This window comes from Desulfobacter sp. (assembly GCF_050177295.1).
Map to the genome: position 1 here is coordinate 1 of NZ_JBFXHE010000045.1, position 18743 is coordinate 18743.

Genomic DNA, 18743 nt, shown 5'->3' on the forward strand with positions numbered 1-18743 from the left:
GGGGCAAAACCCTGGCCATGGGCACACCCGGGGAAATTCGCAGCCTGGCCCGGACACCTGAAAACCCGGACCCCACCATGGATGATGCCTTTATCGCCCTTTCACAAGGAGACCGGGCATGACCCGGTTTTTCATGCGCCTTTTCGGAGTGCTTCGCAAGGAGATCCTCCAGATTTTAAGAGACCCCAGCTCCATTATCCTGGCCCTGGTCATGCCCCTGGTTTTGCTGATAATTTTCGGATATGGGGTGAGCCTGGATGCCGAACATGTGCCCATGGTTCTTCTCAATAATGACCAAGGCCCCTTGTCCCGGGAACTTGCGGCGCGCTTTGCCGGTTCCGCCAATTTCAAAATAAAAACCGCCGAGAGCATGACCCAGGCGCAATCGCTTGTTCTGGCACGCAAGGCTGAGGGCATTATCCTCTTACAGAATAATTTCACGGCAATTCTTGGCGGCGCGGCTGCGGGAACCGGAACAGGGTACCTAGCCCCGGTTCAGGTCATCATCAACGGCACCGACGCCAACCGTGCCCGGCTCATTGAAGGATATATAAAAAATATTGGCGCCAAATGGACATCCATGCGGGTGGCCCGGGGGCAGACCGCCATGGCGCCCCTGGTGTCCATATCCCAGCGCATCTGGTTCAACGAGGCCGCCATCAGCCGTTACTTTCTGATTCCGGGCCTGATTACCCTGATCATGACGCTCATCGGCATCCTTCTCACGGCCCTGGTCATTGCCCGGGAGTGGGAGCGCGGCACCATGGAAGCCATGCTGGTGACGCCCCTGCGCAAGGCCGATATTCTGCTGGGCAAAACCCTGCCCTATTATTTTCTGGGCATGTTCGGCATGGGGCTGTCCGTGGTGGTGGGCACAACCCTTTTCGGGGTGCCTTTCCGGGGTTCCGTGGGCGCGCTCGTCGGCTTAAGTTCCCTGTTCCTGCTCACCTGCCTTGGGTTCGGGCTTTTTCTTTCCGCAGCCATCCGAATCCAGTTTGTGGCAGCCCAAATCTCCATTGTGTCAGGTTTTTTACCGGCATTTTTTCTCTCCGGCCTGATATTTGATCTTGAATCCACACCGAAATTCATTCAGGTCATCAGCTATATTTTCCCGGCCCGGTATTTTGTCACCATCGGCCATACCCTGTTTGCTGCGGGAGATGTCTGGCCCGTACTGCTGCCCAATGCCCTGGTGCTGACATTCATGGCGTTTTTGTTCCTGGGCCTGGCATATCGCAAAATGTCAAAGCGACTGGAGTAGCCATGCAGACCCTGAGACGCCTGTCTGCCCTGATATTAAAGGAGTTCCTCACCATCATGAAGGACCCCAAAAGCCGGTTTGTGGTGATTGGGCCGCCCATTATCCAGTTCTTTATCTTCAGCTATGCTGCCACCTTTGACCTGGAAAATGTCCGGTATGCCGTGTTTGACGAAAGCCGGTCCGTGCTGTCCAGGTCTTTTCTGGCCGATGTTGAAGGTACAGGGCGGTTCCTGCTCACAGGATATCTTGAAGATGCCGGACAGGTGAAACAGACCATTGACAATGAAAAAGCCCGTCTGGTGATCCATATCGGTCCCCGGTTTGAAGAGCGCCTGCGATCCGGCCGGTCTGTGGAGATCCAGGTCATTGCCGACGGCAGAAGCCCCAATGTGGCCATGATTGCCATTGGATATCTTGGCACCATTGTGGAAAATTTTAACAAAACCCTTTTGGAACAAGGCCTGGCCCAGGGCAGCAGGCCTGGCCTGGCCCTGGTGGAACGGGCCTGGTTCAACGAAAACCTGAGCAGCCGGTGGTTCATGGTCTCAGCGCTTGGCGGGGTGATCAGCACAGTGGTGGTGATGATTCTCACCAGCCTCTCCGTTGCCAGGGAGCGGGAGTTCGGCACCTTTGACCAGCTCCTGGTGGCCCCGTTCAGTCCGGTGGAAATCCTGGCGGGCAAATCCATGCCCGGCATTGTCTTTGGTATGCTGGACGCCCTGATCTTTGCCGGCGGCGCAGTGCTCTGGTTTCACATCCCCTTCCGGGGAACAATCAGCGCCCTTATGGTTTCCCTTTTGTGCTTTATCATCACCATTGTGGGCATCGGACTGCTGGTGTCGTCTTTGTCCACCACCATGCAGCAGGGGCTTTTAGGCGCGTTTTTATTCCTGATGCCTGTGGTCACGCTGTCAGGGCTTGCCACACCCGTGGAAAACATGCCCATGTGGCTCCAGCAGGCAAACATGTTCAATCCGGTGCGCCACATTATCACAGCCCTTCGCCGGATCTTTCTTGAAGGCGCGGATCTTGCTGCGGTCTGGTCCCAGATCTGGCCGTTACTGATCATGGCGTGCGTTACCCTGCCTCTGGCCGCATGGTTGTTCAGACGTCGATCGGTGTAAATAACTGCTTTATCTCATGGCTTCATCGGGTCTCCCGCAGTATGATCACGCAGTACGTCTATAAACTGCTCATCAATTTCCGGGTTGGAAACCCAATACTTTTTACGTCCACTCATTTTTCCCATACTTAACGATGGTTGATAATATATGCTCAAATTGATCTTCTGCCTCTTTTTCGTCCTGTATGGGAACAATATCTTCGGTAATAATATCAACAAGGCGATCAGCGTAGATAACAATCCGCTCCTCAATGAATTTCGTTTTCAGCCCCTCCCATAGTCTGGATAATCCGGCGTTAATTAAGATCCTGTTACCCGGACTTTACTTTTCATTGCGGATGATTATCGTTGTCAGGGTAACCCAAAACAAACATGGTGACCCATGAAGAAAAATACTGCTGCCGCTGTAACCCAGACAGCTGATAACTATGATGCTGATAATCTGACACCCTCGCCTCCCCTGGAAGATGACTCCCGGTCCAGGGAACTGGACCGGATCATTGTCCGGGGTGCCAAGGAACACAATCTTAAAAATATTGATGTAGAGATCCCCAAGAAAAAGCTGGTGGTGGTGACAGGGGTGTCCGGGTCGGGCAAGTCCAGCCTGGCCTTTGATACCATTTTTGCCGAAGGCCAGCGCCGGTATGTGGAGTCCTTGTCCTCCTACGCCCGGCAGTTCATCGGGCAGATGGAAAAACCGCGCTACGATACCATCCGGGGGCTTTCTCCCACCATTGCCATTGAACAGAAATCTGCGTCCAAAAATCCCAGATCCACTGTGGGCACCATCACCGAAATTTACGACTACCTGCGGGTGCTCTTTGCCCGGGTGGGGACCCAGTACTGCTGTAAATGCGGAAAAAAGGTGGGCCGGGGCCATGCCCAGGCCATGGTCTCCCAGATTATGGATCTGCCTGACGGTTCCAAGATCCTGATTCTGGCGCCCATTGTGGAAAACCGCAAGGGCGAGCACCGGGAGCGCCTTGACGATCTCAAGCGCGAGGGCTATGCAAGGGTCCGGGTGGACGGGGTGGTCCAGGATCTTGAAAATGTCCAGACCCTGGCCCGGAACAAAAAACACCACATTGAGGTGGTGGTGGACCGGCTGGTGGTAAAGTCCGACGCTGGGTTTGAAAAACGGCTCACCGACTCCGTGGAAGCGGCCCTGAAACTGGGTGCAGGCCAGCTCATTGTCCACATGCTGAGCCGGGAAGACTTGAAAATGAGCGAGGCCCGCTCCTGTTGCGGAATCGCCTATCCCGAACTCATCCCCCAGATTTTTTCCTTTAACTCTCCTCTGGGCATGTGTCCGGACTGCAACGGTATTGGAACCTTGCTGGCCATTGATCCGGATAAGGTGGTGCCGGATCCCAGTCTATCCATTCGTGAGGGTGCGGTGATCCCCTGGAAAAATTATTTCATCAAGAACCCGCGGTTCAACAATGAAAATTCCTGGGGCAAGGGCCAGCTTCTGGCCATGGAGGAACAATGGGAAATTGATTTTGATCTGCCCTGGAAAAAGCTGCCCCAAAAACACCGGGATCTGCTGCTCTACGGCTCCGGCGATAAACAGATGACCGTGAGCTGGAACTCGCCAAAGATCCAGGGCGAATTTTCCCGCACCCACGAAGGCCTGATCCACACCCTGATGCGCCGGTACAGGAACACCCAGTCCGAGCATCAGAAAAAGTACTATACCGATTTCATGACCGCGGCCATCTGCCCGTCCTGTAAGGGACGGCGGCTGAGGGAGGAGATTCTGCATGTCAGAATCAATGAAAAATCCATTATAGATGTCACTGAGATGACAGTGAAAGAAGCCTATAATTTTATCTCTTCACTAGAGCTGACCGGCAGCAAAAAACTCATTGCGGCTGAACTGCTCAAGGAGATCCGGGATCGTCTGGGTTTCCTGGTGAACGTGGGCCTGGATTATCTTTCTCTGGACCGGTCCGGTCCCACGCTGTCCGGCGGGGAATCCCAGCGCATCCGCCTGGCCTCCCAGGTGGGGTCTGAACTGACAGGGGTGCTTTATATCCTGGACGAACCCTCCATCGGCCTTCACCAGAGAGACAACATCAAGTTGCTGTCCACGCTGAAGCATCTGCGGGACATCGGCAACACACTGCTCATTGTGGAGCATGACCAGGAAACCATGGAGGCCTCGGACTGGATTGTGGACATGGGCCCGGGTGCCGGCCATCTGGGCGGGGAGATCGTGGCCCAGGGCACACCTGAACAGATTCGGAAAAACCCGGTCTCCCCCACCGGTCAATTTTTAAGCGGACGTGAGACTATTGCCGTGCCAAAAGTCCGCCGGACACCCGGTGCCATGGGGAATAAATGGCTCACTATCCACGGGGCATGTGAAAACAACCTGGCCGACATCACAGCCCAAATTCCCGTGGGGCTTTTAACGGCCGTCACCGGTGTGTCCGGGGCCGGGAAATCCACCCTGATCAATCAGATCCTCTACCCGGCCCTGGCGGTAAAACTCCACGGTTCCCAGATGAGTGTGGGAAAACATAAAAAGATCACCGGGCTGTCCCACATCGACAAGGTCATCAACATTGACCAGAAACCCATCGGCCGGACCCCGCGCAGCAATCCCGCCACATATACCAAGCTGTTTGACCCCATCCGGGACCTGTTTGCCATGCTGCCCGAATCCCAGGCCAGGGGATATAACAAAGGACGGTACTCTTTTAATGTTAAGGGCGGCCGGTGCGAGGCGTGCCAGGGGGACGGATACATCAAGGTGGAGATGCACTTTCTGGCCGACGTGTTTGTACCCTGTGACGTATGCCACGGCAAGCGGTTCAACAAGTCCACACTGGAGATTAAGTATAAGGACCACTCCATTGCCGATGTGCTGGATCTCTCCGTAGTACAGGCCAGGGACCTGTTTGACGCCCATCCCAGGATCACCAGGATTCTGGATACCCTGGTGGATGTGGGGCTCTCCTATATCAAACTGGGCCAGGCCGCCACCACCCTGTCCGGCGGCGAAGCCCAGCGGATCAAACTGGCCCGGGAGCTTGCTAGAAAGGACACCGGCGACACCCTTTATATTCTGGACGAACCCACCACCGGACTGCACTTCCAGGACATCCGCATGCTGCTGCAGGTGCTCCAGCGCCTCACCCATGCCGGCAACACCGTGGTGATCATTGAGCATAATCTGGATGTGATTAAAACCGCAGACTGGATGATGGACATTGGTCCCGAGGGCGGCAGCGGCGGGGGCCGGATTGTGGCCGCCGGTCCGCCCGAGGATGTGGCTAAGGATCCCTGCAGCTACACTGGCCGGTATTTAATCCCCATCCTTAACCCCGGCAGTTACAATCCGGCGTGATAAGTTACGTTTTTTGCACCTTTTTCCGGCAAAAAATGAAATTTTTGTAACTCGTTTTTTATTGCCTGAACTTTCATATCTTAATAAATTTCATTGCAATTCAGTTGATTAGATCATGGCATACCCTTTGCAATACTTACGACGGATTCTTAAAGAATAAGGAGATGTAAATTATGGTAACAACCAGAGAGATCATCGGAAATAAAAAAAGATTTATAGCCCTGGCCTGTATTCTGGCCGTTGTGGCAGCAGCTTATCGTTATGGTACCGGCGGTTCATCAGCCACCCAATTTATTAAAGGAATGGCCTGGTGGGGGGATGCGTTGATTTTCTCATTTGCCGCTTTCTCCTGCCTGGCCCTGGCAGAGCTGGTATGGAGAATCATCCTGGTACTGATATACAGGCCCATTCCGGGGGTGTCCGATGATCAACTGCCGACATGTACGGTCGTAGTACCGGCTTACAATGAAGGCCGCCAAGTATTTGACACCCTTAAAAGCCTTGCTGACAGCAACTATCCCAGGGAAAAAATTCAACTGATTGCCGTGGATGACGGCAGTGTGGATGACACCTGGCAATGGATTAAACAGGCCAAAAGAACACTTGCAGTACCTGTCCTGACCATACGCCAGCCCCGGAACCAAGGCAAGCGCCAGGCCCTTTATGACGGGTTTAAGAGAAGCACCGGAAAAGTACTGGTGACCGTGGACAGTGACTCCATGGTGGAGCCTGACACCATTAGAAACCTGGTGACACCTTTGGCAGTAAATTCCGGCATCGGCGCTGTTGCAGGCAATGTCCGCGTGCTCAACCAGACCCAGGGTATTATCCCCAGGATGCTGGACATTGTTTTTGTATTCAGCTTTGATTTCATACGTGCCAGCCAGAGCATGGTCCGTACAGTGACCTGCACACCCGGAGCCCTGTCTGCATACCGCAAATCCGCTGTCATCGGTGTACTTGACAAATGGCTGAACCAGACTTTCCTTGGCCGGCCTGCCAATATTGGCGAGGACCGCGCATTGACAAACATGATTCTCCGCCAGGGATATTATGTGGTGTTTCAGCAGAACGCCAAGGTCTTTACCGAGGCACCGGTGGGCTATTCCCAGCTTTGCAAAATGTATTTGAGATGGGCCAGGAGCAATGTGCGTGAGACCATTGCCATGACAACTTTTATATTTACGCGGTTTCGCCGGGCATCAATGCTTGGGGCGCGGATCAACCTGGTTTCCGACGTGATCAAACTTACCGTGGCCCAGATTTTTTTCTTGATTTCCTGGGGACTGCTTCTGTGGCACCCGGCTATATTCGGGACCAAGGCCATTATCGGCATTGTGCTGGGTTCCAGCCTGGCCGCCACAATCTACGCACTGAAATTTGGCAGGATCTCCTCAATGCTGGCATTTGTCTATGGCTTTTTCTTTTTCATCGCCCTGACCTGGATCAAACCCTATGCCCTGATCACCCCTCACCACTCCCGCTGGATGACACGGGCCTGCCCAAAGACAAAGGTCAATCCAGATCTTCACCACCAATTGAGCGCCCGGCAGCTGAGCTGATCCTTCCTTACTTTCTTTTCGGTACGGCGCACTGTTCCGGTGCTGCCGTACCTTCCCTTTTAACCGGGTCACTTGTGAAGATGCATATCTCTTTCACAGAGGACAAGAGCTTGTCAGTATCAATCCCGGCTGAAAAATCATCTTGCCATACACCTGGAAATCAGCCTATCATTATTCATTTCTAAAAATATAAATTTAAACTCTCTATGGGGTGATGAGTACCTATGAATAGAATTCTCATTGTTGATGATGAAGAAATTGGAAGAACCTTAATGGAGGACATTTTCAGTAAGTACGGTTCGTCTATTTCGGTCTCTTCCGGTGCCGATGCACTGAAAATCTATCAAAAAGGCATTGAAAAAGGAAAACCCTTTAATTTGGTTTTGCTGGACATCTCTCTTAAAGATATCAGCGGGATGGAGGTCTTAAAAAAAATCAAAAAGATTGATGCCGGGCTGGGAGGTCAAAAATCCATTGTCATTATGGTTACCGCCCATAGTGAACGAGACATCGTCATCGGGTGCATCAAATCGGGGTGCAGGGCCTATTTCATAAAACCGCTGAAGCAGGACGCTGTGGATAAGAAGATGGCCGAACTGGGAATTTGCCCCGTTAAATAAAAGACCCCGGACAAAATTGCCGGCACCAGTATTGTTTTTCAGGGTCATTGATCAGGAATATCAAGTGGAATCATCCTCTTATCACAATACAGCAAAACTATACCTGGATAAATTTACAGGCCTGAAAACGGTTCCGCCCGTTGCCGCCCGCCTGGTCAAAATGATTAACGAAGATACCGCCTCTCTTAAGGATTTTGAAACGGTCATCCGGGTTGACCCCACCCTGGTATTACGAATTTTAAAGCTGATCAACTCTGCCTACTTTTCCCTAAGAACAAAAATCAATAACATATCTGAAGCGGTGGCCTACATCGGGATGGACAACCTGAGGAACATGATTTTTCTTGACGCAGTGAAAAATCTTTTTTGTAAGGACTCAAGCACCATGGAGTTTTCCAGAAAAAAACTGTGGGTCCATTGTGCCGTGACAAGCATCTGCTGCCAGATGGTTGCAGAACGCATTTTTGCCCGGAAAGGAGAAGATGACTTCTTATGCGGTATTCTTCACGATATCGGCCTGATCGTTGAGGATCAGGTGGCCCCGAAAAAGTTCAAAGCGTTCTGTCTCACATTTGATCCGGCAAGCCAGGATCTGACTGATCACGAACGGAAAGTCATGGGAACGGATCATACCCTCATCGGTTATCTGCTGGCCCGGCAATGGGGGCTGAAACCAGATCTCTGCCAGGGGATGAAATATCATCACGATGCCCTGGAAGCGGTGGAACCGGACAGCCATGCCGGTATCCTGCAAATCGCGGAATATCTGGCCTTCAGATCCGGGTATGCAGCATACCCGGAAACACACACAAGGATACACTCCCCGCCACTGCTTTCCCATATCAAGGAAAATATTATGGGCTATCGTGCCATAGTTGATGATCTGCCCCATGAAATTGAGATGATCAGGGAGATTTATTCCTTTGAGGATGACACTGCAGATGAACTTGTTTGATGATATCCTTCAAGAATCAGACGACGAGGTTAACGCCGGCTTTTTTGCTCTGCTGAACAAATATCTTCCGGCTGACAGGTTTACGATTTTGCTGAACAAAGGCGGATCCCTGGGCGCGTTAACAGGCCGTCTTATGGATAACGGCCTTGCGAATCAGTTGCGGCAGACAGCGGACAGCGGACAGATCTTAACCGGACCCAACGGGCCTTTGCTGTCGCTGTCCCTGAAAAAAATGAATTCCGTTATTGTATGTAAAATCCCCCAGGACGCTGATCCGGTCACTGCGGTTGCCATGACCCGGGATATTATCAACCTGTGCATGGAACTTCACAAAAAAGAACGCCTCCTGGCAGAAGAAAAGGCATTGCTCGCGGCCCACAAAGAGCAGCGAGACCGAAAAATCAAGGTCCTAGGAAAAAAATACCAGGATATTCTGACCCGGAACCAGACCCAGAGCGCCGAGTACTCCAGACTGCTTCACTCCGAAATCCGGAACCGGACATCTGAACTGGAGCATTCCAACAAAGCGCTGGCCCGGGCCAAGGAACGGGCAGAAGCGGCGAATATTGCCAAGGACCAATTCCTGGCAAATATGAGTCATGAAATACGAACCCCCATGAACGGGGTGATCGGCATGGTTGAAATTCTTCTTGGGACGCCCCTTACCCAAGAACAGCGCCACTTTGCCATGCTTATGAAAACTTCGTCCGAAGCGCTTCTCAACATCATTAACGATATCCTGGATTATTCAAAAATCGAAGCAGGAAAACTGGATATTGAGGAGATTGATTTCAATCTAAGACAGGTAATGGAAGAGCTTTCAGATATTATTTCCATCTCTGTATTTAAAAAAGGCCTCTTTTTTGCCACAATTCTTGGGGCAGATGTGCCGGTGATGTTAAAGGGCGATCCGGTGCGGCTGCGCCAGATTATAATGAATTTCTGCGGAAATGCCGTTAAATTTACCCGGCAGGGCGGCGTTGTGATTCAGGTCAGCCTGGAATCAAAATCCCTGTCCGACGTGGAACTGAAATTTTCAGTGACTGACACGGGCATCGGTATCCCCAGGGACCGGATACGCGGATTATTCCGCTCTTTTTCCCAGATGGATTCAAGCATGACCCGGCAATACGGGGGCACCGGACTCGGACTGGCCATTTCCAAGCAGCTGACCGAACTGATGGGCGGCCAGATCGGGGTCTTCTCACAGGAGAATAAGGGGTCCACCTTCTGGTGCAAACTGGGATTTAAACAGCAGCCTGACGCCGAACCTGTGCCCGATACGGCTCTGGGACGGGATATTCTGGTATTGATCGCCGATGCCAACCCGGCTGCCAGGCAGGCACTGATCGAATATATCAAACCGTTGGGATGCGCTTTCCAGGAAGCGTGCGATATCACCGGGGCCTGCAGCAGAATCTTTTCAGCCCGGCAGTCCGGCACGCCATTCAGCCATGTTTTTTTTGACCAGGACCTTCCTGGAATCCCGTCAACGGATCTGGTCGAGGCCGTAGCGCAGACTTGCGACATTTCAGACACGATCTTTGTGCGTCTGGCTTTCCTTGGACGTCAAAAACCGCAACACAGCAAGTTTGCCCCCCGTATCATGAACCTGAATAAACCCGTAAAGTATGCAGATTTTATCGCCTGCATGTCATCGGCTGATCCCTTAATTGGTATTGAAACCCAGGATGAACTCTCAACGCAGGCGCATTCTGATGCTGTCTGGGTAACCTGCCCGTGCCGCCTGCTCCTTGCCGAAGACGATGAAATGAACCGTATTGTAGCTGAAAACCTTCTGAAAAGAATGAATCTGACAGATATCCTGGTGGCTGAAAACGGTCAGGAAGCCTTGGATCTATTCAAAGCCGGTCAATTTGATCTGATACTTATGGATGGCCAAATGCCGGTGATGAGCGGCCTGGATGCCACTGTAAAAATTCGGGCGTATGAAAAGAAACACAACCTTGTGCCGGTACCCATCATCGCCCTGACGGCCCACGCAATGAAGCAAGACCGGGCGTACTTTTTGGCCAGCGGGATGGATGATTACATCACAAAGCCCCTGACATCCAGGGCCTTGGCAGATGTGATTAAGCGAATTCTGCCGGAAGGCTGCTGTAAAAACAACGCTTACCGGGAGGACGCATCGGTTCAAAGAGACAACGAGGTTGTGGACATGGCCGAACTCAGGGAGATTATGAACGCAAATAAATCCCTGCTGGATAAATGTCTCCGGACATTTAAAAAAAACCATGGCCCTGTTCTGACCCGGATTATGGCCAGTATCTCAGCTGACGATGGTCCTGGGCTGCAAAAAAGCGCCCACCAGTTAAAGGGCATGTTTAAGTATCTGGCCGCCAAATCTGCGGCAGAAACCGCGTTCCGGCTCGAACGGATGGGCGCGGACGGAAACATAAAAGATACCCCCCCTTTGATTTTGCAGTTACAGGACGCATGCAAAAATATCATGGACCGTCTTGGGAACGTCTCTGACCGGGATGGCTTCAGCTGAATTTTACGTGCCCTTTCTCTTTCACAGCCCCAGATTGTCTTTTAGAAATGGGGCATACGCCTTATCTGTTTTCATGATGTGATTTTTCAGCCAGTCTGTAAGAAATTTCATCAAATCCATGGAAAGCGCGGCCCGTCCTTGCTCAAACTCCTTGGTAAACGCCAGAACCTTGGCCACAAGGTCTTTATGTATTTTTTTATGATTCAGGGTCTCCGGATATCCATGGGTATCAAACAGCTTTTCTTCATACTCGAAATGATACACCGTATAATCGGCCAAACGCGTCAAGATGGATCCCGCCTCCTGGGTGCCCATTTTCATCCTCATGGCCCGGTGAAGTTCATTCACCATGGAAACCAGCTCCCTGTGCTGTTTGTCAACCTCAGGAATGCCAAGGGCCAGACGTCTTCCCCAAGGCATGAGATCATTAATGGCCTCAGGTATTATATCCGGTCCTTTATCCACACCAGCCTCTTCAACCGATACTTTAAAAACACCGATCATTTTTCTCAATTTTCCCGAAAGGCTGGAAAGTTCCTGGGCGCTTTGCTTCATTCGGACGCTGCGCTGGGTCATCTCTTCGGACACTTCGTTGACTTCTGCAATATCACCGGAAATTTCCGTTGATACCATGGAACTTTTTACGACATTTTCATTGACCTCCCGGATTCCGGACGATGCCTGTTCAATGTTTTCAGCCACTTGAGATGCATACCCGGACTGTTCTTCTATGGCCTCGGCAATTTCCGAAACAATTCTTGAGACTTCTGAAATAACCAGGGTGATCTGTTCAACTTCCTGAACAGTGGCCTTTGAAGAGTTCTGAATCTCCTCAATCCTTTGTTTTATATCCATGGTTGCGTCAGCTGTTTGGGCGGCCAGACCTTTTATTTCTCCTGCCACCACGGCAAAGCCTTTTCCTGCTTCTCCGGCTCTTGCCGCTTCAATCGTGGCATTCAGGGCTAAAAGGTTTGTCTGTTCGGCAATATCAGTGATAACTTCCGTGACCCTTGTGATATCCCTAGCAGAGGAGCCTAATCTGGCAACTTTACTGGTTGCCGCATTCACTGTTTCTGAGGCGGTTCGGGTTATTTGTCTGGCTTTTTCACAGTTTTCAGCCACTTGATTTAAGTTTTGTTTCATCTGTCCTGCAGAGTCCGTCACAGATGCCAGATTGCCGGCAGCCTGTTCACTGGCAGCCGCCACGGAATTCATGCTCTGACTCATTTCTCCGGCCGCAGAAGCCACAGTTTCAGACTTGCCCGTAAGGCTTTCGGAATCTTCCAGCATGAGTTCTGCCACTGAAAGCAGTTCTTCGGCAGATGCAGAGACCATCTCCGAATCAATGCCGATATGCACGATAATTTTATTCAACCTGGCGATAAAGGTATTTACCCACTTTGCCAGCTCCCCTATTTCATCCCGGCTTTGGATGGCAATCCGCTGGGTTAAGTCTCCGTCGCCCTCAGAGATGTCCTTAAGCGCTGCTACGGTTGCATTGATCGGCCGGACAATTCTTGAGGACATTATCCATACAACGACTATGGCAAAGAGAGTGATAAAAACAGATATGATAAAATTAAAACGGGTAAGGGAGGTGATGGGTGCGAACACTTCCTCATCATCAGACTGGACAACTGCAATGATATTGATTTTACTTGAATGGGAAAAGGCATTATGAACCGCTCTTTCATCCACGGTTGCCGCCAGGCATCCATTATCCTGGGTTATGATTTGCCGCCCGTGTTCTGTTTGGGTCAAATTCAACCTGTTGACCTTGCTTTTATCCGGATGTGCAACAACCATCCCGCTGTTGTTTATCAGATATGCATAGCCTTTTTCTCCAATTTTAACAGGATCGGTAAATTTCGCTGAAAATGCCTGCAGATCCACCACTGCAAACAAAATTCCATGAACAGCACCCCCGCTTTTTATGGGGCTTGAAATAACAAAAATCGGATTCCCCGAGGCCTTGCTCTGCAATATGTCTGAAATTTTGGCTTGGCCTGTTATGGCTGCTTTAAAATAATCTCTTTCCCCAATATTGATTTTTCCTATGATTGAAGTGGGAGACCCCGAGATAATTTCACCGGTTGAATCAGCAATATTGATTGCTTCGTAGAACCCATATCTTTGGCGCCATTCTGCAAACATTTGATTCATGTTTTCCCGGGCTGTCTCTCCTTGTGTTCCCTTTTTTAATGCATCCCGGCAAATTTCCATAGTCCGCCATGTCTCAATATCCTTGGTCCGGTCCTCCACCCATGCATCCATTGTGACGACAGTGGATTGGCTGGTTTTGACAAGCTGGCTTATGATATTATTTTTAATCGCGTTTTTGGCTTTCGAACTGGAGATAAGCGCCAAACCACCCAGACCGGCGATAAGCAGAAGAAATACAGGCAGAATAATTTTATGCTTGAAATTAAGTTTCATACCTCCTCCCCCCTTTTTTTTGAAACGCCTAGGACAATTTAAATCCAGCCATTAATTCATTAAGTTTAGCCGCCAATCCTGACAACTCCCCGGCCGTTGTCTTAACATGAATGCTGCGGTTTGAAATTTCACCTGACGCATGGCTGACGCTGGATATATTCTCAGCCACTTCATCCGCAGCCTTGGCACACTGTCCGACATTTTCAGTCACGTCGGAAATACCAAGGGAGGCCTGGGAGACATTCCGGGCAATCTCTGCCGTGGCCAGGGATTGCTGTTCCACCGCTTCCACAATGGCGGTTACGCTCTGGTTAACCGCATTAATTACACGGATAATCTGTTCAATCCCTTCTGTGGTCTCCTGGGTGGAGCCCTGCATCCGCTCAATCTTCCTCCGGATTTCAGTGGTGGCCTCTGCTGTCTGATTGGCCAGTACTTTTATTTCATTGGCCACCACGGCAAACCCCTTGCCCGCGTCCCCGGCCCGGGCCGCTTCAATGGTGGCATTTAAGGCCAGAAGATTGGTCTGCTCCGAGATATCGGTTATGGTTTCGGTTACTTTTCCGATCTCCAGGGCAGCCGATCCCAGTTGGGCCACTTTTTCCGACACCTGTCCGGCCTGGGAGACAGCGGTCTCCGTGACTTGCCTGGACTGTTCCGTATTTTTCACTATTTCATTGATGGTTGCCGTCATCTCTTCAGCTGCGGCTGAGACGGAATTGACGTTGCCGGCGGTATTCTCGATGGATGCCCTGACACTGGCCATGCCGGCACTCATCTGTTCGGCGGCTGAGGCCACGGATACGGCCAGTTCAGAGGCGTCAGATGACTCGATGGACATGGTATGGGACGCTTCAGTCAACTGGTCCGATGAACCGGCCAGCGTCTCCACCCCTTGACGAATGTCCGCCATCATCCGCCGCAGGTTGCCAATCATGGTATTCAGAGCCCTGGCCAGGGTCCCTGTCTCATCCCCGCATTCAATATCAATGTCATGACTCAAGTCCCCCTTGGCCATGATATTGGCAAAATCCACCCCATGTTTTAACCGGACAGTGATGGAACGGGCCACCAGGAAGAACACCGCAGCAGCCAGAAGCGTGCCGGCAGCGATAAGCGCAATTGCTTTAAAAACTCTATGCCGACGTTCTGCATCTGCCTCATCCAGGGACTGAATGACTTCAAAGGCGCCATGGATTTCCCCTGCGTTCCAGTTTTCAAAGGGGCCGCCGGTGGGATCTTTTCCATCGTCCCGTCCCCACAATGTTTTGGACTGCCCTGGATCCCCGTGGCAGATCAGACAGGTCTCAGACAGGCGTATGGGCAAAAAATACCGAACTGAATTGGTATGTGCATCCACCACATAATATTCATTCAAATCCTCCTTTTTAATCTTTTCAAGGGCTGGGCCTTCAATTTTATAAGATTGACCAAAATCAGGGGCGTTTTGGGAATTTCGGGGACTGAACTTAGGGACCCGGAAGGTATAGCCGCCCTGCTCTGCCTTGCGCATGGCCGCTTTCCAGGCCGAAATCACCGGCACCGTTGCCAGAAGTTTATCTGTCTGGCCTGAACGGGCGTAGGATGTAATCGTTTCCAAAGGAAAAAGACCCAGGCTCCACTTCTCCTCCATTTCCTGGCGCACAGATTCACAGACCAGGCAAATGGACCTTGCTTTTTCTGCATACGCATCAACAGTCTGAACTTTGTCAGAGCGAACATAAAAAAAGAGGAGGACACCGACCAGAAGAATTGTTGTACCAATACCCACAGTCACAAATTTGATAAAAATCGGCAAATCCAAAATTTTTTTCATTTCCCCTCCGGATTTAGAAAAGTAATCGTAAATGTCAAGTATATATCGCCCCAGAGTTGGGCAGACATGAGTTTCATGTAATTGGTTAAAATTACCAAAATTATGACGTCAGCTCAACACGAAAATTACGACAACAGCAATTCTGAATTTACCCCGGGATGAATTTCTCAAATGTCATGCAAAGAATACGAGGCAGCAGATACCGGCTTCCCTTGCTATTTATTAAATTTTGCCAATCTGAATGCCGGGTTCCTAAAGCAAACGCCATTAGAAAAAAAAGCCGATCCACCCAATGGGTGAGATCGGCTTTCTTTACGCAAAGTCGAAAAATTTGGATTAATCGTCTACCTGCTTAATAACAACCAACAGATCTTTTGCATCAACTTGTGTTCCCACGGGTGCGACGATTCGTTCAACAATACCAGGGACATCAGAAACCACATTGGTCTGCATTTTCATGGCTTCGATCGTAACCAAAACATCTCCGCGTTCAACTTCCTGGTTCTCAGAAACGCAAACAGCAGAGATCAGACCCGGCATTGGCGATCCAACTTCACCAAGCACAGCGGGGTTGGCTTTTTCCCGTGGTGCTCTTTCCGGAACTTTAGAGCGATCAGGCACTTTAACAATCCTGGATTGGCCATTCAGTTCAAAAAAGACCTCTCTCTTTCCTTCGTCATCAGCCTTTCCCTTTGCCATGAACCGAATAATAAGCGTCTTTCCTGACGAGATATCAACCGCCAGCTCCTTTTCCCGTGCCATTCCATAGAAAAAATTGAGGGTTGGAAGAACACTCACATTTCCATAGGTCCTGCGATGTTTCGTGTAATCAATGAATACATCCGGATACATTAAATAGGACGCAAGTTCGCAGTCGGAAATTTTTCTTTGTGCCAGCTTTTCCGCTTCCGCACGCGCGACCTCCATGTCAACAGGAGGCAGTAGTTGTCCGGGACGAACCGTAATGGGTTTTTCACCTTTCAATATCTTTTTCTGCAATTGCGCGGGAAATCCTCCGGGAGGCTGCCCCATCATGCCTTTAAAAAAGGAAACAACGGATTCGGGAAAAGAAATTTCTTTTTCCGGATCCAAAATATCTTCTTTAGTCAGGCCACTGGTAATCATGGACAAAGCCATGTCTCCAACCACTTTGGAACTTGGCGTCACTTTTACAACATCACCAAACATTTCGTTTACATCTTTATAAACCTTTGCCACTTCAGGCCATCTTTCTTCAATTCCCAGTGCTCTGGCCTGTTGCCTCAGATTGGTATATTGTCCGCCCGGCATTTCATGCAGATAAACCTCAGAGGTTCCGCTGTGAAATTCACTTTCAAATCCAACATACATCTGTCTTACTTTTTCCCAGTAGTTGGAAATAATTGCCAGGGAATTTGAATCCAGGCCGGTATCACGCGGCGTATTCTTAAGTGCGGCGACAATGGAACCTAAATTGGGATGTGAGGTCAATCCGCTCATGGAGTCCATTGCAGCATCAATGGCATCAACGCCTGCGTCTGCCGCCGCCAGCAGTGTTGCCGAGGCAATGCCGCTGGTATCATGGCTGTGAAGGTGAATCGGCAGCCCAATTTCATTCTTCAGGGCTTCAACCAGCACTTTTGCAGCAGCCGGTTTTAACAATCCGGCCATATCCTTAATAGCCAGAATATGAGCGCCGGCTTTTTCCAGCTCTTTTGCCATATCAACATAGTATTTCAGGCTATATTTGGTTCGGTTGGGGTCGAGAATATCACCTGTATAACATATGGAGGCTTCACAAATTTTATTGTTTTCTAAAACCGCATCCATGGCCAATCGCATATTTTCGACCCAGTTCAGGGAATCAAAAACACGGAAAAGGTCCATTCCGTTTTCAGCAGCCTGTTTGACAAAATATTTAATAGCGTTATCCGGATAATTAGTATACCCCACACCATTGGAAGCCCTCAACAGCATCTGTGTCAAAAGGTTCGGCATGGCCGTACGCAATCCTTGAAGCCGTTCCCAGGGACACTCTTTCAAAAATCGCATGGCAACATCAAAGGTTGCGCCGCCCCAGCATTCCACAGAAAACAGGTCAGGTAAAAGAGCGGCATACGCCGGTGCAATGTTCACAAGATCAAAACTTCTAACCCTGGTGGCAAGAAGAGACTGATGGGCATCACGCATGCTCTTATCGGTGATAAGCAGTTTTTTCTGCTCTTTCATCCAATTTGCAACGGCCTGGGGTCCTTCATTGTCCAGCAATTGTTTAAGTCCGGGTTGCACCTGCTTTGCAGAATATTTTGGTACATTAGGCTGATGCACGTATGATGCGGGAACGGGTCTGCCTTTGACGTCCTCATTCCCGTTAACAATGACTTCGCCAAGGAATGAAAGAAGTCTGCTTGCCCGGTCACGTCTTTTGGTAAACGTAAAGAGATCTTTGGTTTCATCAATAAACTTAGTGGTATATTCGGCATTTATGAAGGTTGGATGACAAACCAGGCCTTGCAGAAACTGAAGGTTTGTGGCAACGCCCAAAATCCTGAATTCCGTTAAGGCACGATTCATTCTCAAACGTGCTTCCTCGGCAGTTGCTCCCCACGCAGTTACTTTTGACAAAAGGGAATCATAGTAGCGGGTAACGATTGCCCCAGAGTAAGCGGTTCCGCCATCCAGACGAATACCAAAGCCCGCTGCTGTCCGATAGGCTGTAATTCTTCCGTAATCTGGAATAAAGTTGTTTTCAGGATCTTCTGTGGTAATACGGCATTGAATTGCATAGCCGTTTAGTCTGATATTCTCCTGGCTGGGGATACTGCTTTCGGCAGACCCAATCTCCATTCCCTGTGCAATTCTTAATTGTGCCTTGACAATGTCAACCCCGGTTACTTCCTCTGTTACCGTATGTTCGACCTGTATTCTTGGGTTGACTTCCATGAAGTAGAACTTTTCACTATCCATATCCATAAGGAACTCAACGGTTCCGGCACTTTCATATCCAACCGTCTTCGCAATTGCCAGGCCTGCATTGCACAATTCTTCCCGTTTTTCGTCTGAAAGAAACGTGGATGGCGCCCTTTCAACAACCTTTTGATTTCTTCTTTGAACAGAACAG

General features: G+C 50.2%; 10 protein-coding genes. 7 read left to right on the plus strand and 3 right to left on the minus strand.

Annotated features, from left to right (window positions below; genetic code table 11):
- Positions 1-118: 118 nt before the first annotated feature.
- From AB7U36_RS05675 to AB7U36_RS05705, 7 genes are all read left to right on the plus strand, one after another.
- Entirely contained in the window at positions 119-1261 is a 1143-nt protein-coding gene (locus tag AB7U36_RS05675) for an ABC transporter permease (protein WP_428158823.1), read from the plus strand.
- Positions 1262-1263: 2 nt separating this feature from the next.
- Complete coding sequence (locus AB7U36_RS05680; protein WP_428158824.1) at positions 1264-2385, plus strand: ABC transporter permease; 1122 nt, start codon at positions 1264-1266, stop codon at positions 2383-2385.
- 381 nt (positions 2386-2766) lie between these two features.
- Complete coding sequence (gene uvrA / locus AB7U36_RS05685; RefSeq protein WP_428158825.1) at positions 2767-5739, plus strand: excinuclease ABC subunit UvrA; 2973 nt, start codon at positions 2767-2769, stop codon at positions 5737-5739.
- Between the two features lie 173 nt (positions 5740-5912).
- On the plus strand, positions 5913-7301 hold the full coding sequence (locus AB7U36_RS05690) for a glycosyltransferase family 2 protein (protein ID WP_428158826.1): 1389 nt from the start codon (positions 5913-5915) through the stop codon (positions 7299-7301).
- Positions 7302-7525: 224 nt separating this feature from the next.
- Positions 7526-7921: a response regulator gene (locus AB7U36_RS05695; protein ID WP_428158827.1), complete on the plus strand. Its 396-nt coding sequence runs from the start codon at positions 7526-7528 to the stop codon at positions 7919-7921.
- Positions 7922-7985: 64 nt separating this feature from the next.
- Positions 7986-8876 carry an HDOD domain-containing protein gene (locus AB7U36_RS05700; RefSeq protein ID WP_428158828.1) on the plus strand — a complete coding sequence of 297 codons (891 nt, stop codon included), beginning with the start codon at positions 7986-7988 and terminating at the stop codon, positions 8874-8876.
- Complete coding sequence (locus AB7U36_RS05705) at positions 8863-11391, plus strand: ATP-binding protein (protein WP_428158829.1); 2529 nt, start codon at positions 8863-8865, stop codon at positions 11389-11391. Before AB7U36_RS05700 ends, AB7U36_RS05705 begins: the two co-directional genes overlap by 14 nt.
- Positions 11392-11412: 21 nt before the next feature.
- Here AB7U36_RS05705 and AB7U36_RS05710 read toward each other — a convergent pair whose 3' ends face one another.
- From AB7U36_RS05710 to pyc, 3 genes are all read right to left on the minus strand, one after another.
- Positions 11413-13827 (minus strand): bacteriohemerythrin, encoded by a 2415-nt coding sequence (locus tag AB7U36_RS05710; RefSeq protein ID WP_428158830.1) that lies wholly within the window; start codon positions 13825-13827, stop codon positions 11413-11415.
- Between the two features lie 28 nt (positions 13828-13855).
- On the minus strand, positions 13856-15643 hold the full coding sequence (locus AB7U36_RS05715) for a methyl-accepting chemotaxis protein (protein ID WP_428158831.1): 1788 nt from the start codon (positions 15641-15643) through the stop codon (positions 13856-13858).
- Positions 15644-15979: 336 nt separating this feature from the next.
- A partial coding sequence (pyc, locus tag AB7U36_RS05720; RefSeq protein WP_428158832.1) for a pyruvate carboxylase occupies positions 15980-18743 on the minus strand: 2764 nt, incomplete at its 5' end.